General features: G+C 73.9%; 24 protein-coding genes. 14 read left to right on the forward strand and 10 right to left on the reverse strand.

The genetic code is table 11. The features are described 5' to 3' along the window. Positions 1-12: 12 nt before the first annotated feature. Positions 13-1,449 carry a glucose-6-phosphate dehydrogenase gene (zwf, locus tag ABD343_RS05255; RefSeq protein WP_344524538.1) on the reverse strand — a complete coding sequence of 479 codons (1,437 nt, stop codon included), beginning with the start codon at positions 1,447-1,449 and terminating at the stop codon, positions 13-15. After that, positions 1,446-2,945 carry a sugar porter family MFS transporter gene (locus tag ABD343_RS05260; protein ID WP_344524540.1) on the reverse strand — a complete coding sequence of 500 codons (1,500 nt, stop codon included), beginning with the start codon at positions 2,943-2,945 and terminating at the stop codon, positions 1,446-1,448. The genes zwf and ABD343_RS05260 overlap by 4 nt, the downstream gene beginning before the upstream one ends. A 211-nt stretch (positions 2,946-3,156) precedes the next feature. Between ABD343_RS05260 and ABD343_RS05265 the strand changes: the two genes are divergently transcribed. The 3 genes from ABD343_RS05265 to ABD343_RS05275 all read left to right on the forward strand — a co-directional run bounded on the left by ABD343_RS05265 (position 3,157) and on the right by ABD343_RS05275 (position 6,175). After that, entirely contained in the window at positions 3,157-4,398 is a 1,242-nt protein-coding gene (locus ABD343_RS05265; protein WP_344524542.1) for an epoxide hydrolase family protein, read from the forward strand. A gap of 125 nt (positions 4,399-4,523) precedes the next feature. Continuing rightward, complete coding sequence (locus tag ABD343_RS05270) at positions 4,524-5,084, forward strand: carboxymuconolactone decarboxylase family protein (protein WP_425578101.1); 561 nt, start codon at positions 4,524-4,526, stop codon at positions 5,082-5,084. 116 nt (positions 5,085-5,200) lie between these two features. Next, complete coding sequence (locus ABD343_RS05275; RefSeq protein WP_344524544.1) at positions 5,201-6,175, forward strand: hypothetical protein; 975 nt, start codon at positions 5,201-5,203, stop codon at positions 6,173-6,175. Between the two features lie 64 nt (positions 6,176-6,239). On the opposite strand, the gene ABD343_RS05280 is transcribed toward ABD343_RS05275, so the two are convergent. Beyond that, positions 6,240-6,374, reverse strand: a complete 135-nt coding sequence (locus tag ABD343_RS05280) for a hypothetical protein (protein WP_344524545.1) — start codon at positions 6,372-6,374, stop codon at positions 6,240-6,242. 257 nt (positions 6,375-6,631) lie between these two features. Here ABD343_RS05280 and ABD343_RS05285 point away from each other — a divergent pair, with 257 nt between their 5' ends. Beyond that, on the forward strand, positions 6,632-7,042 hold the full coding sequence (locus tag ABD343_RS05285) for a helix-turn-helix domain-containing protein (RefSeq protein WP_344524547.1): 411 nt from the start codon (positions 6,632-6,634) through the stop codon (positions 7,040-7,042). Here ABD343_RS05285 and ABD343_RS05290 read toward each other — a convergent pair. Beyond that, complete coding sequence (locus ABD343_RS05290) at positions 7,023-7,961, reverse strand: alpha/beta fold hydrolase (RefSeq protein ID WP_344524549.1); 939 nt, start codon at positions 7,959-7,961, stop codon at positions 7,023-7,025. The genes ABD343_RS05285 and ABD343_RS05290 overlap by 20 nt on opposite strands. A gap of 123 nt (positions 7,962-8,084) precedes the next feature. Between ABD343_RS05290 and ABD343_RS05295 the strand changes: the two genes are divergently transcribed. The 3 genes from ABD343_RS05295 to ABD343_RS05305 all read left to right on the forward strand — a co-directional run bounded on the left by ABD343_RS05295 (position 8,085) and on the right by ABD343_RS05305 (position 9,597). Beyond that, complete coding sequence (locus tag ABD343_RS05295; RefSeq protein ID WP_344524551.1) at positions 8,085-8,672, forward strand: TetR/AcrR family transcriptional regulator; 588 nt, start codon at positions 8,085-8,087, stop codon at positions 8,670-8,672. Between the two features lie 140 nt (positions 8,673-8,812). Next, positions 8,813-9,208, forward strand: a complete 396-nt coding sequence (locus tag ABD343_RS05300; protein ID WP_344524553.1) for a hypothetical protein — start codon at positions 8,813-8,815, stop codon at positions 9,206-9,208. A gap of 11 nt (positions 9,209-9,219) precedes the next feature. Next, the gene (locus ABD343_RS05305; protein WP_344524555.1) at positions 9,220-9,597 is read left to right on the forward strand and encodes a hypothetical protein; all 378 of its coding nucleotides are present in this window, start codon (positions 9,220-9,222) and stop codon (positions 9,595-9,597) included. Positions 9,598-9,700: 103 nt separating this feature from the next. Here ABD343_RS05305 and ABD343_RS05310 read toward each other — a convergent pair whose 3' ends face one another. Beyond that, a complete protein-coding gene (locus ABD343_RS05310; RefSeq protein ID WP_344524557.1) occupies positions 9,701-10,147 on the reverse strand; it encodes an anthrone oxygenase family protein in 447 nt (148 codons plus the stop codon). A 90-nt stretch (positions 10,148-10,237) separates the two neighbouring features. On the opposite strand from ABD343_RS05310, the gene ABD343_RS05315 reads away from it, so the two are divergent. Next, positions 10,238-10,816, forward strand: a complete 579-nt coding sequence (locus tag ABD343_RS05315) for a TetR/AcrR family transcriptional regulator (protein ID WP_344524559.1) — start codon at positions 10,238-10,240, stop codon at positions 10,814-10,816. Positions 10,817-10,868: 52 nt separating this feature from the next. On the opposite strand, the gene ABD343_RS05320 is transcribed toward ABD343_RS05315, so the two are convergent. Then, complete coding sequence (locus ABD343_RS05320; protein WP_344524561.1) at positions 10,869-11,015, reverse strand: hypothetical protein; 147 nt, start codon at positions 11,013-11,015, stop codon at positions 10,869-10,871. Between the two features lie 87 nt (positions 11,016-11,102). Here ABD343_RS05320 and dhaK point away from each other — a divergent pair, with 87 nt between their 5' ends. The 3 genes from dhaK to dhaM all read left to right on the forward strand — a co-directional run bounded on the left by dhaK (position 11,103) and on the right by dhaM (position 13,186). Then, complete coding sequence (dhaK, locus tag ABD343_RS05325; RefSeq protein WP_344524563.1) at positions 11,103-12,095, forward strand: dihydroxyacetone kinase subunit DhaK; 993 nt, start codon at positions 11,103-11,105, stop codon at positions 12,093-12,095. 121 nt (positions 12,096-12,216) lie between these two features. Next, entirely contained in the window at positions 12,217-12,786 is a 570-nt protein-coding gene (gene dhaL / locus ABD343_RS05330) for a dihydroxyacetone kinase subunit DhaL (protein ID WP_344525552.1), read from the forward strand. Between the two features lies 1 nt (position 12,787). Beyond that, positions 12,788-13,186 (forward strand): dihydroxyacetone kinase phosphoryl donor subunit DhaM, encoded by a 399-nt coding sequence (gene dhaM / locus ABD343_RS05335; protein WP_344524565.1) that lies wholly within the window; start codon positions 12,788-12,790, stop codon positions 13,184-13,186. Positions 13,187-13,233: 47 nt separating this feature from the next. Here dhaM and ABD343_RS05340 read toward each other — a convergent pair whose 3' ends face one another. After that, positions 13,234-13,728: an NUDIX hydrolase gene (locus tag ABD343_RS05340; RefSeq protein ID WP_344524567.1), complete on the reverse strand. Its 495-nt coding sequence runs from the start codon at positions 13,726-13,728 to the stop codon at positions 13,234-13,236. 166 nt (positions 13,729-13,894) lie between these two features. On the opposite strand from ABD343_RS05340, the gene ABD343_RS05345 reads away from it, so the two are divergent. Then, the gene (locus tag ABD343_RS05345) at positions 13,895-14,965 is read left to right on the forward strand and encodes an O-antigen ligase family protein (protein ID WP_344524569.1); all 1,071 of its coding nucleotides are present in this window, start codon (positions 13,895-13,897) and stop codon (positions 14,963-14,965) included. A gap of 5 nt (positions 14,966-14,970) precedes the next feature. Here the strand turns inward: ABD343_RS05345 and ABD343_RS05350 are convergent, their stop codons facing one another. Continuing rightward, a complete protein-coding gene (locus tag ABD343_RS05350; RefSeq protein WP_344524571.1) occupies positions 14,971-15,159 on the reverse strand; it encodes a hypothetical protein in 189 nt (62 codons plus the stop codon). A gap of 174 nt (positions 15,160-15,333) precedes the next feature. Between ABD343_RS05350 and ABD343_RS05355 the strand changes: the two genes are divergently transcribed. Together ABD343_RS05355 and ABD343_RS05360 are read left to right on the forward strand one after the other, a co-directional pair. Beyond that, the gene (locus ABD343_RS05355; RefSeq protein ID WP_344524573.1) at positions 15,334-16,509 is read left to right on the forward strand and encodes a sensor histidine kinase; all 1,176 of its coding nucleotides are present in this window, start codon (positions 15,334-15,336) and stop codon (positions 16,507-16,509) included. Then, the gene (locus ABD343_RS05360) at positions 16,497-17,141 is read left to right on the forward strand and encodes a LuxR C-terminal-related transcriptional regulator (RefSeq protein ID WP_344524574.1); all 645 of its coding nucleotides are present in this window, start codon (positions 16,497-16,499) and stop codon (positions 17,139-17,141) included. Before ABD343_RS05355 ends, ABD343_RS05360 begins: the two co-directional genes overlap by 13 nt. Here ABD343_RS05360 and ABD343_RS05365 read toward each other — a convergent pair. Together ABD343_RS05365 and ABD343_RS05370 are read right to left on the reverse strand one after the other, a co-directional pair. Further along, positions 17,131-19,644, reverse strand: a complete 2,514-nt coding sequence (locus ABD343_RS05365; protein WP_344524576.1) for an FtsX-like permease family protein — start codon at positions 19,642-19,644, stop codon at positions 17,131-17,133. The genes ABD343_RS05360 and ABD343_RS05365 overlap by 11 nt on opposite strands. Further along, positions 19,641-20,402, reverse strand: a complete 762-nt coding sequence (locus ABD343_RS05370; protein WP_344524578.1) for an ABC transporter ATP-binding protein — start codon at positions 20,400-20,402, stop codon at positions 19,641-19,643. The genes ABD343_RS05365 and ABD343_RS05370 overlap by 4 nt, the downstream gene beginning before the upstream one ends. Positions 20,403-20,491 lie beyond the last annotated feature (89 nt).

Consider the following 20,491-nt stretch of genomic DNA (forward strand, 5'->3'; position numbering starts at 1 on the left):
TTCGGCGTCCGTTCAGCCGTCGTCGCCGAAGAGGCGGCGGCCCGGCTGGTGCCAGGCGCGGAGGCCGGGCAGCCGGTCGGCCGCCTCGGGACCCCAGGAGCCGCGCGCGTACGGGAGAGGCGTCCCGCCCGGGTCCAGTACGGGCTCGACGACGCGCCAGCACTCCAGGACCGTCGGGTAGAAGGCGAAGTACGCGGGGTCGCCCTCGACGGCGCCTTCGAGGATGTTCTCGTACGGGAGTTCCTGGCGGCCCAGTACGCGGGCGAAGTCGACGCCGATGGGGACGGGAACGGGGGCGGTGCCCCGGTCGGGCTTGCGCAGCGTGAGGTCGGCCCTGATCCCGGTGTCGCCGTCGATGCGGAAGCGGATGAGGTTGGGCGGGGTCTCCGTCTCCACGTCGCCGAACAGCTCCAGAGGGGGCTTGCGCAGCTCCACGACGACCTCGGTGGCGGAGACGGCGAGGGCCTTGCCGCTGCGGAGGTGGAAGGGGACGCCGGACCAGCGCCAGTTGTCGACGTAGAGGCGGGTGGCGAAGTAGGTCTCGGTGGTGGAGTCCGGCGCGACCCCGGCGACGTCCCGGTAGCCCTCGTACTGTCCGCGCACGGTGTCGGCGGGGTCGATGGTGCGGGTCGCGTGCAGCACGCGCCACTTCTCCAGGGCCTGGGCGCGGGCGTTGGTGACGCTCGGCGGGTCCATGGCCAGGTAGGCGAGGACCTGGAGGAGGTGGTTCTGGACGACGTCGCGCACGCAGCCGACGGTGTCGTAGAACGAGCCGCGGTCGGCGACGTCGAAGTCCTCGGTGAGGGAGATCTGCACGTTGTCGACGTAGCTGCGGTGCCAGATGGGGGCGAGCAGGGTGTTGGCGAAGCGGGCCACCATGAGGCCCTCGACGGCCTCGGAGCCGAGGAAGTGGTCGACGCGCAGCAGATGCCTCTCGTCGAAGGAGGCGCTCAGCGCCTTCTGCAGCTCGCGCGCGGAGGCGGGGTCGTGGCCGAACGGCTTCTCGACCACCAGCCGGGCGTCCCGGTTGAGCCCGGCGCGGGCCAGCGCGGCGGCGACGGTGGTGAACAGGGACGGCGGGATCGCCAGGTAGTGCGTGAGGAACCCGAGGTGGGCGACGGCGTCGCGGAGCCGGGCGAACGTCGCGTCGTCGGTGAAGTCCCCGGCGACGAGGGACAGTTTCGCGGCGAGCCGGGAGAAGACCGCCTCGTCGATGTCCGTGCCCGCGTCGGTCACCGCCTCGCGGGCGTGGCGGCGCAGCGCGTCGTCGTCCCAGTCGGTGGCGGCGACACCGATGACGGGGACGGTCAGCTTCCCCGACTCGGTGAGCCGGTAGAGCGCGGGCAGCAGCATCTTCCTGGCGAGGTCGCCGGAGATGCCGAAGAGGACCAGGGCGTCGGCGCGTTCGAGGTCGCCGAGGTCGAGGGGCGTGTCGGAGGTGCCGTTCACCGCGCGCTCCCGTCCGTGGTGGCGGCCGGGCGCCCGTGCTCCGGCGCGGTCCGCTGCCCGAAGCGGGCCTGGAGGGCCTCCTCGATCTGTTCGGGGTCGCGGCCGCGGGTCTCGGGGACGTAGCGGCTGACGAAGAAGAACGCGAGGAGGCAGATCCCGGAGAAGATCCAGAACGTCTCGCCCTGGCCGATGAGACGGGCCAGCGGCAGGAAGGCGAGGCTCACGGCGAAGTTGGACACCCAGTTGACGGCCGTGGACAGGCTCGACCCCTCGGCGCGCACGGACGGCGGGAAGATCTCGCCGATCAGCGTCCAGAACACCGGTCCGAGGCCGCCCGCGAACGAGGCGATGTAGATCACCATGAACAGCAGCGTGAGCACCGAATTCATGCCGACGACGAACGCCAGCCCCAGCATGAAGATCGAGACGGCCATCAGGGCCAGCGAGACGAGGACCATCGGGCGGCGGCCCGCGCGGTCCACGAGCCGGATCGCGACCAGCGTCATGACGAGGTTGATCACGCCGATCGCGACGGAGTAGAAGATGGAGTTCGAGGCGTTGAGACCGGTCTGCTGGATGATGGTCGGCGCGTAGTAGATGATCGTGTTGATGCCGCCGAACTGCTGCACGGCGGCCAGCACCAGGCCCACGACCAGCGCGGGCCGTACGTCGGGGGCCAGCATCCGCCGGGCCCCCTTCTTCTCCGGCTCACCCTCTGGCTTCCCCTCCGGGGCCCCGGCCTCCGCGTCCTTGTCCCGCTGGCCCTCGATCCGGCGCCGGGCCCGTGCGATCAGCGCGTCCGCGGTGGCCTCGTTGGTGACGGCGGCGATGTCCCGGCGTGCCGCGTCGACGTGGCCATGGGCGATCAGCCACTGCGGGGACTCGGGCAGCACCCACAGCGTGGCGGCCACCAGGACCAGTGCGGGAATCGCGCCGACGGCGAACATGGCCCGCCACATCTCGCTGCCCGCGAAGGCGAGGTTGACGAGGTACGCGACGAGGATGCCGACGGTGATCATCATCTGGTTGAGGGTGAGCAGCCGCCCGCGGATCCGCGTCGGGGAGATCTCCGAGAGATACACGGGGACGGTCGCCGAGGCCGTCCCGACGGCCAGGCCGAGCACCACGCGGCCGATCATCAGCACCACGTAGCCGTTCGCGAACGTGACGACTGCGGTCCCCACGAGGAAGACCAGCCCGACCAGGCAGAGGGCCCGTCGGCGCCCCGTCCGGTCCGTCAGGCGGCCCGCGGAGGTGGCGCCGACGACCGCGCCGATGAGCAGCACGCTGACCACGCTGCCCTGCTCGAAGGCGTTCAGATCGAAATCCTGCTTGACGTAGAGGAGCGCGCCGGAGACGACGCCCGTGTCGAAGCCGAACAGGAATCCGCCCACGGCGATCAGGCCCGCCCACAGGGAGATCTTCCGCAGCCCCTCGGGCGGCACCTCTGTCAGCGGCCCTTGAGTGCCCGGTTCCCTGGAGAAGCCCTGAACCATGTCACGTCCTCGGATGAGGGAGGTCTGTGCGGCCATCGTCGCCGCACCTGGACGTTTCGGACACAAATCGGGGCAACCGGGTGACATGAGGGCCTCCGCCTCCGGCCCCCGCGGAGGACACCCGCGTCTTCGAGGAGGGCATACGCCTGAGCTGGGCGTACGGGCGCGCGTGACGGGAACAGGCGCACGGGGCGAACGTAGGATGCGGCGCATGTCTGACGATGCCGCGCCCCGTCCCGAACCGTTCGCTCCGAAGACCGACCCCGCCGCGCTGGAGGACCTCCGCGCGCGGCTGCGCGCGACACGCTGGCCGGACGCGCCCGAGGACGCCGGCTGGGCACTGGGGACCGACCTCGACGCACTCCGCGAACTCGTCGCGTACTGGGCGGACGGCTTCGACTGGCCCGCGCGGGAGGCCGCGCTCGCCGAACTCCCCCGGTTCCGGGCGCGGCTCGGCGGGACGCGGTCCGGCGGGACGGGGCTCGGCGGGACGGGGCTCGGCGGGTCGGGGCTCGGGGTCCACTTCGTGCACGCCCGGGCGGTCGCGCCGGAGGGGCGGCCCGCGCTGCCGCTGATCCTCACCCACGGCTGGCCGGACTCGTTCTGGCGCTACTCGAAGGTCGTCCCGCTCCTGACGGACCCCGGCGCGCACGGCGCCGATCCCGCCGACGCGTTCGACGTGATCGTGCCGGACGTCCCGGGCTTCGGCTACTCGGACCGCCCGGCCACGCCCCTGGACTCCATGGCCGTCGCCGGGCTGTGGGCCGAACTGATGAGCGTCCTCGGGTACGAGCGGTTCGGCGCGGCGGGCGGCGACATCGGCAGCCACGTGAGCCGATTCCTCGCGCTCGACCACCCCGACCGGGTCGTGGCCGTCCACCGTACGGACGGGGGCCTGCCCCGCTTCTCGGGTGACCCGGCGGACCTCACGCCCGAGGAGCGCGCCTGGTTCGAGGAGGTGGCGGCGTGGAGCGGGGCCGAGGGCGCGTACGCCGCGATCCAGAGTACGAAGCCCCAGACCGCCGCCTTCGGGCTCACCGACTCCCCCGCCGGGCTCGCCGCGTGGATCGTCGAGAAGCTGCGCTCGTGGAGCGACTGCGGGGGCGACATCGAGCGGAGCTTCACCAAGGACGAGATCCTCACGAACATCACCCTGTACTGGCTGACCGGCACCATCGCCTCGTCGATGCGCATGTACCGCGCGAACGCCGCGATCCCCCTCGCCCAGCACGCCCGCCGGGTGGAGGTGCCGTCCGGGTTCTCCCTCTTCGCGGGCGACGTCGTCCGCCCACCGCGCGCGTGGCTGGAGCGCACGACGAATGCGGTACGGGTGACCGAGCCCCCGCGCGGCGGGCACTTCGCGGCGTTCGAGGAGCCGGAGCTGTACGCGGAGGAGCTGCGGGAGTTCTTCCGCCCGTACCGGCAGGCCGCGCAGGCCGCGCAGGGCTCGTAAACCTCGCCTGCCCCGCTCCCCCGCCTCACACTTCCCGTGGCTGTGCCGTCGGGTCACTGAGACACCGGCACGACACGCCTGGCCTCTCCGCTCCGGCGGGGCGGGCCGAGAAGGGAAGCCTCACAATGTCCACTCCCACGAACACGTCCGCCGCCGCCGAGACCGCGGACACCGCCGACGCCGGCGTTGCCGCCGACACGGACGGGGTCCGCCTCCGGTCGCGGCTGCCCGACCCCGTCGAGCTCTTCCCGGAGATGGCGACGGTCATAGGGTCCATGATCAAGGCGACCCAGAACGGCACGGTGCCGTCGGCCACCATCGGCCTGGTGCAGCTCCGCGCCGGACAGATGGTCGCCAGCTCGTACCACACCATCGGGCGGTCCCGTGCCCTCCGCGAGGCGGGGGAGACCGAGGACCGCATCACCGCCGTGTCCTCCTGGCGGGACGCGCCCTTCTTCACCGAGGCCGAACGCCTCGCGCTGGAGCTGGTGGAGGCCGTCCTCACCCCGGACCCGCACGGGGACCGCGTTCCGGACGAGCTGTACGCCCGGGTCGCCGCGCACTACGACGACCAGGCGCTCTGGACGCTCATCCTGGCGATCAGCCAGATCTGCTTCTTCATCCCGATCGCCCTCGTCGCCCGGCCGATTCCCGGCAACCCGCCCGGCCAGAACTACACCGACTAGCGGTTCAGCGGCGGCCGGACGGTGCCGCCCGAGGGACGGTCCGGCCTTCCGCGGGGAGTCGGCCGGTCCGCCCGGGTGGCACCTGGGCCGGAACCGTCGGTGAGTACGGTTCGCGGATGGGATGTTGGACCAGCTATCTCGTCCGCCTCGACGACGGCTCCGCATGGGAGTCGGACGAGAAGTACGGCCGATGGCACCTCGCGGGGGCCGAAGACCGTGCCGGCCTCATGGCGAGAGTCCTGTCCGACGGCAGGCCCGTCGGCGGAGCCCCGCACACGGCACGCTCCTGTCAGGGCATCGCCCTGGACCTGGTGACGCGCCGGTACCGGTTCTACGGCTGCGCGTCGGACGTACCCCGCGCGGGCGCGAGCCACCGCGAAAGCATGGCCCTGCACCTGGCTGCGACGCCGGGCTGGGAGGACTGGGACGTCGCCTACGCCTGGGGCGGAGACGAGGAACTGCGCCGCCTGCTCTTCCCCGGACTCCCGCCCGAACCGGCGCGAGCCCAGGCCGTGGAGGTGAACCCGGCCTCACGCGACTACTGGTTCGTCGACTGGGCCCCCGACGACCGCCGGATCACGGTCCGCCACGACGAACTGATCGCCGACGCCTTCGCCGACGCGACCTCCCTCGTCAGCCTCATCACCGCCGACGCGGCCCTCACCCACTGGCAACTGACCGACCCGGTCGTCCCGCTGCTGGCACACCACGGGGAATCCCTCCTTCGCACCCTGACCGCCGGGGCGCCCTTCCCCCTGGCCGCCGAGGACGCCGTGACCGACGGCGCGGTCATCGATCTGCGCACCCGTCGCCTGCGCTACTGGACCGCCGAGACCGCCTCACCGGGGCTCGTCGCGCGGGTGGGCGCGGCCTGGCCGGGCTGGCGGGTCGAACGGCTGCCCTGGGGCCACCTCGGACACCTCGCCGCCATCGGACAGCACCCCGACGGCCTGAGCATGACGGACGCCGAACTGCGCGAGGCCCACTGGGAAGACGCGCTGATCGCCATCAGAAACCGCGCACGCGACACCCTCCCCACCGAGCCGCACCCTCTGCGTTCGCCGCGCGTGCGCGTGGTCGACCGATGGTGAGACGACGCCGACCTCGCCGCAGAGCCCCGCGCCGCACGCCCCGCACCCAGCGCCCGCCTCGTCGTCATCCGTTCGGCGGGGCGGGTTCGGCCTCGTGCAGGGCCGTGCGGGCCTCGTCCTCGTCGATGAGGACCGCGAACTCCTCGAAGGCGGCGGCGATGACGTCATCCGGAGTGGGCGGCGACGTCCCCGGGCCCAACGCAGCTCCGAGACGGGAGTGCTCTCCTGCCCGCCACGGCAGCCGGTGGAGGGGATCCTGGACGCCGTACGCGCCGTCGCCACGAGCCGCGTGGGAATGAGCCCGCGCTACGACCGGCTCGACCAGACCGGCCGCGCGCTGCGGTACGCGCAGGTGGCGGCGGAGTCGCTGCCGCCGGACACCGCCGCGGTACGCCAGCTCGACGACTCACCGCTGACGGAACTGGTGATGAACAACTGGAGACCACCCAGCGCGCCGTGCACCGCATCCTCGGCGGCGTGCTCTCGCTCCCCGAGGACGACCGCACCACCCTGCTCGCGACGGCCCGGGCCTGGCTCGAAGCGCACGGCTCGGCGGCCGAGGCGGGGCGGGCCCTGTACTGCCACCAGAACACGGTCCGCTACCGCATGCACCGCCTGGAGGAGTTCCTGCGCGGCCCCCTGGACGACGCGAAGGTCATCGCCGAACTCTCCACGGCCCCGGACGCCGTGGGCACCTTCCCGATACTGCTGGAACGCCGCCGCACCGCGCAGGACGGCCGAGACGGCACGACGAGGGGGGACGCGACGACGCGACGACGCGACCGCCGGAAACGCGGACCGGCGGCACTGGTCACCGCGAGGCGGCCGGGCCGTCGCCGCCCGGGTGTCAGTCGTCGGTGGCGATGAAGTCCGCCAGCGCGGCGGCGACGGCCTCGGGCTGCTCCTCGGGGATGAAGTGTCCGGCGTCGGGCACGACGGTCCGGGTGGTGTTGTCGGCCCATGGGCTGAGGGAGGCGGCCATGTCCGGGATGGAGCCGTGGCTGCTGGAGACGCCGAGGACCGGCACGGTCAGGTGCTGCCGGTCGAGGGCCTCGCGGTTCTTGCGCGCCGACTCCGCGGCGTCCCGGTAGTACGCGAGGGAGGCGCGCAGGCCGCCGTCGGCGGCGATGGCCGCCGCGTAGTGCTCGGTCTCGGCGTCGTCGAACGTGTCGGGAGACAGGGCCTTCGCCTTCAGGAACCAGCCGACGTACTCGCGTTCGCGGCCGGCGAGCAGCGTCTCGGGCAGGCCGGGCACGGTGTGGAACGCGAAATGCCAGGTCTTCCACGCGCGTTCCGGGTCGGTGGGAATCGCCTCCGGGAGCGTGATCCCGGGTATTCCGGCGTCGAGCAGAGCGACCCCGCGCAGGTGGCTCCCGAAGCCGAGGGCGAGGGAGAAGGCGACCCAGGCGCCGATGTCGTGGGCGGCCAGGGTGTACCTCGACACGCCGAGTTCCCGCACGGCGGCGTGGACGTGCGCGGCGACCGTGTGCGTGTCGTAGCCGCCCTCCGGACGCTCGGAGTGGCCCTGGCCCGGCAGGTCGATCGCGAGGACGTGGAACCGGTCGGCGAGGGCGGGCATCACCTTCCGCCAGGCCCACCAGGTCTGCGGGAATCCGGCGAGCAGGACGACGGCCGGGGCGCCCGGCCGTCCGCCTTCGACGGCGTGCAGGCGGAGACCGTCCGCGTCGGCCCAGCGGTGGGTGAATCCGGCCAGATGCCGCAGGGGCAGATCGCGGACGGGGTTGCTTTCGGAGACATGCGGAGCGCTGGTTGCCGGGCTGGTCACGGGGATCCTCCATCGATGCCGGGGGGCGGTGTACCGGAAGGCTACACATCTTGAACCAATCAGTCCAAGATAGAATGGCGCGCGGCACAGTCCGGACCGTCGACGCACCGGCAAGGAAGCACCGTGGCAGGCAAGAAGCAGTTCGACATGGACGCGGCACTCGACGCCGCGATGACCCAGTTCTGGCGCGAGGGCTACGCCGACACCTCGCTGGACGATCTGTCCCGGGCGACCGGCCTGAACCGCAGCTCCATCTACTCCTCCCTCGGCGGCAAGGACACGCTCTTCCTGCGCTGCCTGGAGCGCTACGCCGCGCGCTACGGCGAGAAGTACGACGCCGCCCTGGCATGCGCGGCCGCGGAGCCCGTTGCCGCCCTGCGCGCGTTCTTCGACGTCACCCTTGAGCGCATCGCCGACCCCGAGGTGCCCGATGGGTGCCTGATCGCCCAGTCGGCCATGGCGATCCCCGTGCTGAGCCCGGGCGTCGCCGAGCACACCAGGAAGGCGCTCGGCCTCCAGCGCCAGCGCCTGCGCACCGCGCTGAAGGCGGGCGGCCGGCTGACCGACCAGCACGCCGAGGCCTTCGCCGAACACACGGTGGCCGTGAACCAGTCGCTCGCCGTCATGAGCAGGGCCGGGGCGAGCCCGGCACAGCTCCGGACCATCGTGGGCGTGACCGTGGACGCGCTGTCGCAGGCGCTGCGCCCGTAACGCGTCCGCGCACTGATCCGGGGAGGTGACATGCAGCGGACATCAAGCCTGGTTGGGGGCGGCCTCGCGCCCGTCGGCGTCCGTCTCGGTATTCCGTTGCCCGTTGAACCAGTCACCTCTTGTCCGCGTGGGAATGTCCGATGCCGACGATCACCGTTCTGACGCCCGTGCACGAGGGCGGCTACGCCTGTATACGCGAACTGCACGATTGCCTGCGCGGGCAGAGGCTGCCCGCGCACTGGCAGCTTGAGTGGGTGGTGCAAGAGGACGGGCGGACGCGTACACCGCTGGAAGCCGTTCCGGACGCACCGTGGATCTCCAAGGGTGCCGGCCGCTGGGGCGGCGCCGCCCAGGCCCGCACGCTGGGGCTGGCGCGTGCCACCGGAACGCTGCTGCGCTGCGCCGACGCTCACACCTGGGAGCACCACGACCGGGCGATTGCCGCGGGGCATCCGGCTGCGATCCGGTACGAGGAGATGCCGGTCCCGGACCGCTGGTCAGCGCCCATGAAGGACCGGCTGGCCTGGGCGAGGTGATCGTGGCGGAGGTGAGGCAATCCGGAGGGCGGGTCGTGGTGGTCGACGGTTCGTGCGGTCTGGAGCACGTCGTCTCGGAGGTCGAAGGACACTTCGCCGACGTGCTCGCTCATGGGCCGGTGGCGACAAGCCAGTCGGAACGGCGGCAGCTTCTCCGCTACGCCAACCGTGCCTTCGTCGTCCAGTACCAGACCTTTCTCACCCGGTCGTGGGCGCGTGCGCTCGGGGACACATCGGATGTCGTGCTGCCCTTCTCCTGCGAGTGCGCGCGGGAGGGCTGCGAAGAGCAGATCGACCTCGCCGTGGCCGACTTCCCCGCACCCCCCGACGGCACCTCGCCCCCGCTTCTGGCCTCGGGCCACGGCATCTACGAGACGCTGGCGTCTTGACCGTTCCGGCGTACCGCCGTCGTCGACATGCCGGGCACGGTCGCCGACCCCCTCCGCGCGGCCGATCCGGAGCCCGCAGAACGAGCCGTGCCCGGTCAGGGGGTCAGGCGAGGGCGGCGACCAGCAAGGTGAAGGCGGCGACGATGACGGCGACGCGGACGTAGTGGAAGCGGTCCCAGCGGCTTATCTGCTGCTTCCAGTCGGCGGGCCGGTTCTCGGGGGTCCACGTCTTGACCCGGTTGTTGATCGGGACGAGCAGCAGGACCGACATGATCACGCTGAGGACCAGCAGCGCGCCGGCGATGACGACGAGGCCGCTGCCGGGGCGGTGCCAGCCGGCGATGGCCCAGATCGCGACGAGGACGAGCGAGGTGATGTACCAGAACGGCATCACGGCGCCGCCCCTCCGGCCTCCGTGGGCGCGGCCGAGTTGATTGCTGTCGTCGGGGAGCGAGTTGAGGGTCGGGTTGACGAAGAAGGGGACGGCGAACTCCACCCCCACCATCACGCCGACAACCACGGTGGTGACGACCTGGAGTGCGTTGAGCATGATGACCCCTTCTGAATCTAGCATTGCTAGCCGGTGAGTCGACGCTAGCTCTACTGCCGCTCCATTGTCTAGCGGTGCTAGGGTCGGATCATGTCTGTACAGGAACGCAAGCAGCGCGAACGGGCGGAGCGCGAGCGCCTCATCGTGGCCACGGCCCGCGAACTCGCCGAGCAGCAGGGCTGGGACGCGGTCACCACCCGCCGGCTCGCCGAGCGCATCGAATACAGCCAGCCGGTCCTCTACAGCCACTTCCGCGGCAAACGCGAGATCATCGGCGCCGTCGCACTGCAGGGCGCTTCCGAGATGGCCGTGGCGATGCGGGCCGCTACCGCCGCCGCGGACGGCCCACGCGAGCGGGTCGCCGCCCTGGCCCGTGCCTACCTCGACTTCGCCGCACGTAACCCGGCGGTCTACGACGCCCTGTTCCAGCTCGACGGCGGCCTCGCATACGCCCGGGAGGACACCCCGGCACCCCTCAAGGACGCCTTCGCCGCACTCCTCGAGACCCTCGGCGAGGTCGCCGGGGACGGCGTCGACCCAGGCCTGTTCACCGAGACGTTCTGGGCATCCCTGCACGGTCTCGCGACCCTGACCCGGGAAGGACGACTGCCCCCGGAGCACACCGAGCGCAGGGTGCAGATGCTCGTGGACCGGCTCGCCATGGCCTGACACCCCGTGGACGGGCACGTGTTGCAGCTCACCGAGGAAGGGTGACGGCGCATCAGATTGTCGGGTCGAGCCCGAATCCGGCGTTGTCAGCGTGGTGCCCCGCCGCACCGAGCAGCGCCCGGCGCGCCTGCCCTGTGTCCAGCGTCTTGGTCTCCGCCTGCGCCGTCGCGGTGGATGGCAGGTCGTGTCGTGTAGCCACTGCCGTCCGCCTCCGTGTGAGGCACAATCGCGACGCCGCCTCTCATTCATGACCCGCACGTGCAAGCAGCCACCGTCGGAGGTACACATGAAGATGCTGATCAACGTGCCCGAGTCCGTCGTCCCCGATGCGCTGCGGGGGATGGCCGTCGCGCATCCGGAGCTGGCCGTCGACGTGGAGAACCGGGTCGTGGTGCGGAAGGACGCGCCCGTTTCGGGGAAGGTCGCGCTGGTGTCGGGCGGCGGTTCGGGGCACGAGCCGCTGCACGGGGGCTTCGTGGGGCGGGGGATGCTCGACGCGGCGTGCCCCGGGGAGATCTTCACGTCGCCCGTGCCGGACCAGATGGTGCGCGCCGCGGCGGCCGTGGACAGCGGCGAGGGCGTGCTGTTCATCGTCAAGAACTACACGGGTGACGTCCTCAACTTCGACATGGCCGCCGAGCTCGCCGAGGACGAGGGCATGCGGGTCGCCAAGGTGCTGGTGCAGGACGACGTGGCGGTCACGGACAGCACGTTCACGGCGGGGCGGCGCGGCACGGGCGCCACCCTGTTCGTCGAGAAGGTCGCGGGCGCGCTCGCGGAGGAGGGCGCGCCGCTGGAGCGGGTGGAGGCCGTGGCGCGGCAGGTGTGCGAGTCCTCGCGGAGCTTCGGCGTGGCGCTGAGCGCGTGCACGACGCCCGCGAAGGGCAGCCCGACGTTCGACCTTCCGGCCAGTGAACTGGAGTTGGGCATCGGGATCCACGGCGAGCCGGGGCGGGAGCGGCGGCCGATGATGACGTCCGGGGAGATCGCGGACTTCGCAGTGGACGCGGTGTTGGAGGACCTGCGCCCCGACGCACCGGTCCTCGCGCTGGTGAACGGGATGGGTGCCACGCCGCTGATCGAGCTGTACGGGTTCGCCGCCGAGGTGCACCGCGTGCTCGGCGAGCGCCGGGTGTCCGTCGCCCGTACGCTCGTCGGGAACTACGTGACCTCGCTCGACATGGCCGGTGCCTCGGTGACGCTGTGCCGGGCCGACGAGGAGATCCTGCGGCTTTGGGACGCGCCCGTACGGACGCCGGGGCTGCGGTGGGGCCTGTGAGCCGGGCCGGTCGCGAGCGGGAACAGCAACAGGAGCGGGAACGGGACAGCGGCAGGACGACGAGCAGGAAGGGGCCGAGGTGAGCGGGGAATCGCTGGACGCCGGGTTCTTCACACGCTGGATGCGGGCGGCGGCCGACGCCATGGACCGGGAGGCGGACCGGCTGACCGACCTGGACTCGGCCATCGGCGACGCCGACCACGGCACCAACATGCGGCGCGGCTTCGACGCGGTGCGCACCGCGCTCGCGGACGAGGAGCCGGAGACGCCCGGCGCTGTGCTGATGCTCGCGGGCAAGAAGCTGGTCTCGACGGTGGGCGGCGCCTCGGGCCCGCTCTACGGGACGCTGCTGCGGCGTACGGGCAAGGCGCTCGGTGACGCGCCGTCGGTGGGCGTGCCGGAGCTGGCGGAAGCGCTGCGTGCGGGCGTCGACGCGGTGACGCAGCTCGGCGGTGCCGCGCCGGGCGACAAGACGATGCTGGACGCGCTGGTGCCCGCGGTCGACGCGATGCCCAAGGGCCTGGACGCCGCGTCGGCGGCCGCCTCGGAGGGCGCGGAGGCGACCGTTCCGCTGCTGGCGCGGAAGGGCCGGGCCAGCTATCTGGGCGACCGGAGCATCGGCCACCAGGACCCCGGCGCGACATCGGCTGCCCTACTGGTCGCGGCGCTCGCGCACGGCGGGGGTGAGTGACATGGGGCGGGTCGGAATCGTGCTGGTCTCGCACAGCGCCGAGGTCGCGGACTCGGTGGCGCGGCTCGCGGCGTCGCTCGCGGGTGTGCCGGACGCGCCGGTCACGGGCGCGGGAGGACTGCCGGACGGCGGCCTCGGCACCAGCTCCGAACTGATCACCGAGGCCGCGGCCCGGGTGGACGACGGGGCGGGTGTCGCCCTCCTCGTCGACCTCGGCAGCGCGGTGCTGACGGCGAAGGCGCTGCTGGCCGAGGGCGACGAACTCCCCGAGCCCACCCGGCTGGTCGACGCGCCGCTGGTCGAGGGCGCCGTCGCGGCGGTGGTCACGGCCGCGGGCGGCGCCGACCTGCCCGCTGTCGCGGCGGCGGCCGAGGAGGCGTACGGCTACCGGAAGGTGTAGCCCGGCCTGCCCCGCCCCGGCACCGTGCCGCCCGACGGAAGGCGGTGCTAGGGCGAGGCCGTGGCCGGTTCGAACCAGGCCGGGCCCTCCGCGGAGGCCTGCTTGATGCGGAAGAGGGCGAACTCCCTGAGCGGGGGGAGTTCGTCCGTGCCGAACCAGGCGACCTCCAGTGACTCGTCGTCGTTCACGCGGGCCGCCCCCGCCGCCTCGCCGGTCGCGGTGCAGCGCAGGGTGACGTCCATGTACTGGCAGATGTCGCCGTTCGGGTAGGTGACCGGCTTCTCCAGGGCCTGGACCAGGACCACCCGGTCCGGGACGCAGCGGACGCCGGTCTCCTCCCATACCTCGCGCACCGCGCAGTCTGCGGGCTGCTCGCCGGGCTCGGGAATGCCGCCGATGATGGACCAGTTGCCCGTGTCCGCCCGTCTGCCGAGCAGGACCCGTCCCGTGTCGTCGAAGACGACGGCGCTGACGCCGGGGAGGAAGAGGAGCTGATGACCGGCGCTGACACGCAGGTCACGGATGAAGTCGGGTGTTGCCATACGGCGACCCTACGTGGTCCGGCGCCCGGACCACCCGGCTCACGATTCCTGGCCATCCCTCTACGCAGCGTCAAAACAGGGGCTACGGTGGCACCCTAAGTCGCGGCTCGTGTCACAGCGTGGTGATGCGGGGCCGTCCGCCGTGCCTTCGGGGGGTCGTACGGGAATGGCGTCACCGGCGCTCGGCTCGCCCGGCTCGCCCCCCGCGCGGGGACCGCGGGAGCGGGACAGCACGGTCCCCGACGTCGCGGGCGTCCTCGTCCTGGGCTGCTGCGCGGGGTGGGCGCTGCTCTCGGCAACGGGCCGCGACGCGCGCCCGGAGGGAGTGCTGCTCGCCGTGCTGGCGGTCGGCGCGGGCTACGCCTGCGGGCGGATCCTGGGTTCGCTGCTCCCGGTCGGCGCGCCCGCGTTGACGTCCCTGGTGGGCCTCACCCTCACGCTGGCCTCGCCCGACGCCGTTCCCGGCACGGCCTCCACCATGCCGCCGGGGCGCGCGGGAGCGACGGCCGCGCTGCTCGTGCTCTCGGTGGGCGCCGCGTGCTGCGCCGCGTGGGCGGCCCCGAGGGGCGGGCTACGGCGCGTTCTCCTGCTGCTGCTCGGCGCGCTGATCGCGAGCGTGGGGCTGGCGTGGGAGTCGCTGATCGGATTCACGGCGGCGATGGGCGTACTGCTGTGCGCGCTGGCCGCCGGGCGGATCCGCCGCCGGGGACCGGCCTTCGCCGGGCTGCTGCTGGCGGTCGCGCTGGCCACCGGGACGACCTGGGCGGTGGCGGAACGCGCGCTTCCGGCGGGGCTGTCGTCCTCCCTGGAGGGGCAGCTCACCGAGCACCGGGTCGAGTTGTGGGAGGACGCCCTCAGCACCGTCCGCGACCATCCGCTGCTGGGCTCGGGGCCCGACAGCTTCGGCGAGACCAGCGAGACGGCGGGGCAGCAGGCCGACACGGACGGCAAGCCGCACTCGGCGCCCCTTCAGATGGGCGCCGAGCAGGGGGTGCCCGGAGTCGCGCTGCTGGGCGCGGCGTTCGGCTGGCTGCTGCTCGCGCTGTGGCGCTCGCCGCGGCCGACGGCGGTGGTGCTGACGGCGGGCGCGGCGCTGGCCGCGCTCGCCGCGGTGTCCTGCGTCGGCAACGCGCTGAGCTTCACCGAGGTCACCACCGGCGCGGGCATGCTCGCCGGGTTCGCGACGGCGCACCGGATGAGCTATCGGACCCCGTCCCACCAGCACCTCGCTCCGTAGCGCCCTCAGCCCGCCCCGTAGTCCGAGCCGCCGCTCCTGTCGCGCGTCGCGTACAGGCCGATCCCGCAGCCGAGTACGCACAGGCCCGAGACGGAGCTGAGCACGACCTGCGTCGGGCCGTCGGAGACCGCGACGCCGACGAACACGTTGCCGATCACGGCGAGGGACAGGACCAGCCAGAGCAGGGAACGCACGGGACTTCCTCCGTCGTCGGTAAGTCGGTAAGGGCGGGGCTCCGGACGGCGGCCCCGGCTGCGAACGGGTCCAGCCTGCCGGTCCCGTCGCGCGCGGGGCACGGTGCGGGCACCCGGACGAAGGTGGAGCTGGCTCCACCGACCGCCGCGCGGTCGAACCCTAGACTGATCACCATGCGTCAGGCGCTCCGTAACGCAGACCGTGCGCTGGTCCATCTCCTGGTCGGGGCGGGGCTGAGCCTTGTCGGGTATCTCGCCGTGGCCCTGGTGCTCGTCGCGCTCACCGCGAGCCTGCTGGTGATCGGCGCGGGGATGCTGCCGGAGGCGGTACGCACCGTCCGGCGCGTGGCCGACGCCGAGCGGCGCCGTACGGCGGCCTGGTCCGGCCGGGCCGTGCCCGGCAGCCGCGTCCCGCTGGACGAGGGCACGCTCGTCGTCCGCGTACGGAACGCGGTGACCGACCCCTGCACCCGGCGCGAACTGGCATGGCTCGTGTCGCAGACGGTCTACGGGCTCGTGTTGTTCTACGCGGCGATGGCGCTCTTCCCCGTCGCGCTGCTCGTGGACGGGGTGTGGTGCGGGCTGGCGCGGCGGCGCCCGGTGCTGCTGCCGCTCGTCCCGGGCCTCGCGTCGCTGGAGGCCGGGCTGTCGCGGGCGCTGCTGTCCCCCTCCCCCGCCGACCGGGCGCTGACCGAGCGTGTGGAGGAGCTGGCCGCGACGCGGGCCGGCGCGGTCGCGGCGCACGGCGCCGAGCTGCGCCGCATCGAACGCGACCTGCACGACGGTACGCAGGCGCACCTCGTCGCCCTGTCGATGCGGATCGGCCTGGCCCGGCGGGCGTACGACAGCGACCCGGAGAGCGCGCGGAAGATGCTCGACGACGCGCAGGACCAGGCCGAGGAGGCGCTCGCCGACCTGCGGCACGTGGTCCGCGGCATCCATCCGCCGGTGCTGACCGACCGGGGACTCGTGGGCGCCGTACGGGCGTTGGCCGCGAGCAGCGGGCTGGAGGTCGGCGTGACCGCGGAGGGGCTGGCCGACGGGCCCGAGGACGACGGGGCGCGGGCCCCTGCGGCGGTGGAGGCGGCGGCCTATTTCGTGGTCGCCGAGGCGCTGTCGAACGCGGCGAAGCACAGCGGCGCCGGGCACGCCGCCGTCGAACTCTCGCACACCCCGCGCCTGTTGCGCGTCCGCGTCCGCGACGAGGGGCGGGGCGGCGCCGACGAGGGCCGGGGCTCGGGCCTGCTGGGAGTACGCCGCCGGGTCGCCGCGCTGGACGGTACGGTCGTGCTGACCAGCCCCGACGGGGGGCCGACCGTGATGGAAGTGGAACTGCCGTGCGCGTGGTGATCGCCGAGGACAACGCCCTGCTGCGGGAGGGCCTCGTGCTGCTCCTGACCTCGGCGGGCCACGAGGTGACGGGCGTCGCCTCCTCCGGGCCCGAGGTGCTGCCGCTGCTGCTGGAGCGGGAGCCGGACGTCGCCGTCCTCGACGTCCGGCTCCCGCCCGGCCTGCGCGACGAGGGCCTGCGCGCCGCGCTCGCCGCCCGCGAGAAGCGCCCGGGCCTGCCGGTGCTGGTGCTCTCGCAGTACGTCGAGGAGACGTACGCGGCGGAGCTGCTCGGCGGTGGCGCGCACGGGGTGGGCTATCTGCTGAAGGACCGGGTGGGCAGGGTCGACGAGTTCCTCGCGGCGCTGGAACGGGTGGCGGCGGGCGGCACGGCGCTGGACCCGGAGGTGGTCACCGAGCTGATGTCGAAGGGGCGCGGCGGCGGGCCCCTGGACACGCTGACGCCGCGCGAGAGCGAGGTGCTGAAGCTGATGGCCGAGGGCCGCGACAACGCGACCATCGCCACCACCCTGGTGATCACGGAGCGTTCGGTGCACAAGCACATCGGGAACGTCTTCGCGAAGCTCGGCCTGCCGCCGAGCGACAGCGGACACCGCAGGGTGCTCGCCGTCCTCGCGTACCTCAACTCCTGAGCGCCGAAGCTCCCCTCGCGCCCAGCGCCCACCGGGCCGGGAGTGCCGTGCCCGCCCAGACCGTCGCCGCGACCGTCACGGCGACGGTCACCGCGAGCGCGGGCGGTACGTACGGCAGGGCGCGGGCCATGGCGAAGCTGAACGCCGTCAGCGGGAGGGCCGCTGCCAGCGCGCCGAGCACCAGCCCGGAGCCCGCCACCACGGCCGCCTCCCAGCGGAGCATCCACCGGGTCTGACCGCGCCCCGCGCCCACGCGCCGCAGCAGGGCGAACTCGCCGCGACGGCCCGCCGTGACGAGGCTCAGCGTGCTGAGCACGGCGAGCGCGGCGAACGCGCCGATGGCGGCCACGGCGACGGCGCTGAGCGCCTCCCCCGCCGCCTCGTCCTCGGCGCGCGGGGGCTCCAGAGAGGGCGAGCGGTCCACGCGCGCGCCGGGGAGCGCGCGGCTGAGCGCGGGGGCCGCACGGGCGCTGTCGGTGGCGACCAGGAGGCGGGTGGTGGCGGGCTCCCGGCTGTGGCGGGCGAGTTCGGCACGGGAGAGCAGGAAGTCGCCGAGCGCGAGGGAGCGTTCGTAGACGGCGGTGACGCGCAGCTTCCGCTCGACGCCGTCGCCGAAGCGCAGCCGTACGGTCGAGCCCGGGCTCAGTCCGAGCGCGCGGGCGCGGTCCGCGCCGACGGCGACCGTGCCGGTCCGGAGCCCGGACAGCCTGCCCTCGGTGACGTCGGGGTCGAGGGTGCGGCTCAGGCCGCGGGGCGTGACGCCGCGCACGGGCAGCCGTTCGAGGCGGGGTTCGCCGGCCTCCTTGCGCGCGAGGACCACCGTGCCGGGCAGGACGGCGGTCGCTGCGGCGACGCCCGGCGTCCGTGCGCGCAGCCGGTCGAGCGCGCGCTCCGGCAGGGCACCGGGCGCGGTCACCGCGACATCGGCGCGCAGCGCCTCCCCCGCCTGGGCGCCGCCCTGCGCGCGCAGGGTCGCGGCGGCGGAGAGCTGCACCAGCACGAACGCGGTCACCAGCACGACGGGCGTGATCGCGGCGCCGAGGCGGCGGGAGTACGCGGCGCAGTGCGCGGCGGCGAGCCAGCCGCCGGGCCCGCCCGCGCGCCGCAGCGGCCGGTCCAGCAGCCGCATCGCGCCCCGCGCGATCCAGGGCCCGAGCAGCGCGCAGCCGATGACGAGCGTGACGGCGGCCCCGCTCGCCGCCGCGGCGGCGGCCTCGCCGCGCTGCGTGGCCGCCGTGCCGGCCGAGCCCGTGCCCAGGACGAGCAGCACCAGCCCCGTGGTCCTGCGCCCCTTGCCGGGCGGCTGCTCGGCCCGTGCCGGACGCGCCTTCGCCGTACGGAGGGAGGCCAGCAGCGCGGCGAGCGCGGCGGCCCCCACGGTGAGCGCGGCGGTGGCCAGGGGCAGGGTGAACAGCCAGCCGGGGGTGGGGAGTTCGAGCCCGTCGGGCACGGCGCCGCGGCGCGGCAGCCACCACCACAGGGCGAGGAAGGCGGGCACCGAGCCCACGGCGCCGCAGAGCGCGGCGGGCGCCGCGACGCGCAGCACCTCGCGGACGACGGCCGCGCGGAACTGCCGGGGCGTGGCGCCGACCGTGCGGAGCAGCACGAGTTCGCCCATGCGCTGGTGGAGGGCCTGCGCGATGAGCGAGGAGACGACGAGCAGGGCGACGAGGACGAGCGTTCCCGCCATCGCGCCCTCCAGTTCGAGGAGGCCCGAGCGTACGGGCGCCGCGTGGACGTGCTCGGCCGCGCCACGCGCGTCGCCGCTCAGGACGCGCAGTGCCCCCGAGTCGCCCTCCGCCCGCCGGGCGGCGCCGGTGTCGCGCAGCCCTGCCTTGTCGAGCGCGCGCCGCACGCGGGCACGCAGCTCCCCCGCGTCCGTACCGCGTGCGGGGAACACGCCGATCGCGTCGAGCGCGCCGCCGTGCCCGGTACGGGCCCGGGCCTCGCGCTCGGTGACGTACAGCGCGCGCGGCCCCTCGGCGACGCCCACGATCCGGTGCCCGCCGATCCGCTGTCCGGGGCGTACGCCCAGGTCGCCGCCCGCGACGGCCTCGTGCGCGGCACGGGGCGCGCGCCCCTCGCGCAGGGCGTACGGCGCGAGCGCCGCGGCACGCCAGGAGCGGCCCGGCACCGGGCGCGAGGCCCGTCCCGTGGACGCCTGGAACACACGGTCGGGCACGGCCTCCCGTACGCCCGGAACCGTACGGACCACGTCGAGGGCGCGGGCGGGCACGCGGACGGGTCCGGTCAGCGCGGCGCGTACGGTCTCGGGGTCGCTGCCCCAGGGCTTCGCGGTGTAGCGGGTGTTCTGGTCGCCCGCGACGACGAGGGGCGCCGCCGCGTACCGCTCGACGCGCGGATGGCCGAGCGCCGTGGAGCCGACGGCGAGCGCGAACGCGCCCAGCAGGACGGAGGTGAGCGCGAGGGCGGCGAAGACGGCGCGCCAGGCGCGGCGGTGGGCGCGCGCGGAGCGCGCCGCGAGCAGCCGGACGGCGCTCACAGGACCGGCCCCCGCTCCCGGACCGGTGCCGGGGTCCGCTCCCGGCCCAGCTCGCGTCGGATCTCGGCCTCGCCGGGCCGCTCCAGGCACCCCGTCAGGCGGCCGTCGGTGAGGAAGACGGTCTGATCGGCCCAGCGGGCGGCGGCGGGGTCGTGGGTGACCATGAGCACGGCGTGCCCCTCGGTGTCGGCCGTGTGCCGCAGCAGGGCGAGGACCTCGTGCGCGGTGACGGGGTCGAGGGCGCCGGTCGGCTCGTCGGCGAGGAGCAGCCCGGCGCCCGTCACGAGGGCGCGCGCGACGGCGACCCGCTGCCGCTGGCCGCCGGAGAGGCGCGCGGGCCTGTCGTCCGCGCGGTCCGGCAGCCCGACGGCGGCGAGCGCGCGCCGCGCGCGCTCCTCGGGAGCGCCTCCCGGGGCGGCTCCCGGGGCGGCTCCCGCGAGGAGGAGCGGGAGCGCGACATTCTCCAGCACGGTCAGCGCGGGCAGCAGATTGAGGTCCTGGGAGACGAAGCCGACGCGGTCCCGGCGCAGCCGTGTGAGGGCCTCGGGCTTCAGCCCCGACAGGTCGGTGCCGCCGACACGGACGGTCCCGCTGGTGGGCCTGTCCAGTCCGGCTGCGCAGGCCAGCATCGTCGACTTGCCGGACCCGGAGCGGCCCATGACGGCGAGGAACCGCCCCGGCGGAAGATGGAGGCTCACGTCATCCAGCGCGCGTACGCCCCTCCGGTACTCCCTGCTGACCCGGTCGAGCCCGAGCATGCGTGTCCCTCCGTAGCCGTAGCCCTGTGTGCCGTAGTGCTACGGAGAACGCTAGAAACGCCTGGTCACGGAGGGGAGGGAGCAGCCTG

The organism is Streptomyces albiaxialis (assembly GCF_039530985.1).
GTDB lineage: Bacteria > Actinomycetota > Actinomycetes > Streptomycetales > Streptomycetaceae > Streptomyces > Streptomyces albiaxialis.

Bases quoted from the DNA above. Each gene is read 5' to 3' on its own strand.
- ABD343_RS05310 (WP_344524557.1), bottom strand. From the start codon at position 10,147: ATGCTCAACGCACTCCAGGTCGTCACCACCGTGGTTGTCGGCGTGATG.
- ABD343_RS05355 (WP_344524573.1), top strand. From the start codon at position 15,334: ATGCGTCAGGCGCTCCGTAACGCAGACCGTGCGCTGGTCCATCTCCTG.
- dhaL (WP_344525552.1), top strand. From the start codon at position 12,217: ATGCGGGCGGCGGCCGACGCCATGGACCGGGAGGCGGACCGGCTGACC.
- ABD343_RS05340 (WP_344524567.1), bottom strand. From the start codon at position 13,728: ATGGCAACACCCGACTTCATCCGTGACCTGCGTGTCAGCGCCGGTCAT.
- ABD343_RS05265 (WP_344524542.1), top strand. From the start codon at position 3,157: ATGTCTGACGATGCCGCGCCCCGTCCCGAACCGTTCGCTCCGAAGACC.
- ABD343_RS05300 (WP_344524553.1), top strand. From the start codon at position 8,813: ATGCCGACGATCACCGTTCTGACGCCCGTGCACGAGGGCGGCTACGCC.
- dhaM (WP_344524565.1), top strand. From the start codon at position 12,788: ATGGGGCGGGTCGGAATCGTGCTGGTCTCGCACAGCGCCGAGGTCGCG.
- ABD343_RS05260 (WP_344524540.1), bottom strand. From the start codon at position 2,945: ATGGTTCAGGGCTTCTCCAGGGAACCGGGCACTCAAGGGCCGCTGACA.
- ABD343_RS05270 (WP_425578101.1), top strand. From the start codon at position 4,524: ATGTCCACTCCCACGAACACGTCCGCCGCCGCCGAGACCGCGGACACC.
- ABD343_RS05370 (WP_344524578.1), bottom strand. From the start codon at position 20,402: ATGCTCGGGCTCGACCGGGTCAGCAGGGAGTACCGGAGGGGCGTACGC.
- ABD343_RS05345 (WP_344524569.1), top strand. From the start codon at position 13,895: ATGGCGTCACCGGCGCTCGGCTCGCCCGGCTCGCCCCCCGCGCGGGGA.
- dhaK (WP_344524563.1), top strand. From the start codon at position 11,103: ATGAAGATGCTGATCAACGTGCCCGAGTCCGTCGTCCCCGATGCGCTG.
- ABD343_RS05315 (WP_344524559.1), top strand. From the start codon at position 10,238: ATGTCTGTACAGGAACGCAAGCAGCGCGAACGGGCGGAGCGCGAGCGC.
- ABD343_RS05275 (WP_344524544.1), top strand. From the start codon at position 5,201: ATGGGATGTTGGACCAGCTATCTCGTCCGCCTCGACGACGGCTCCGCA.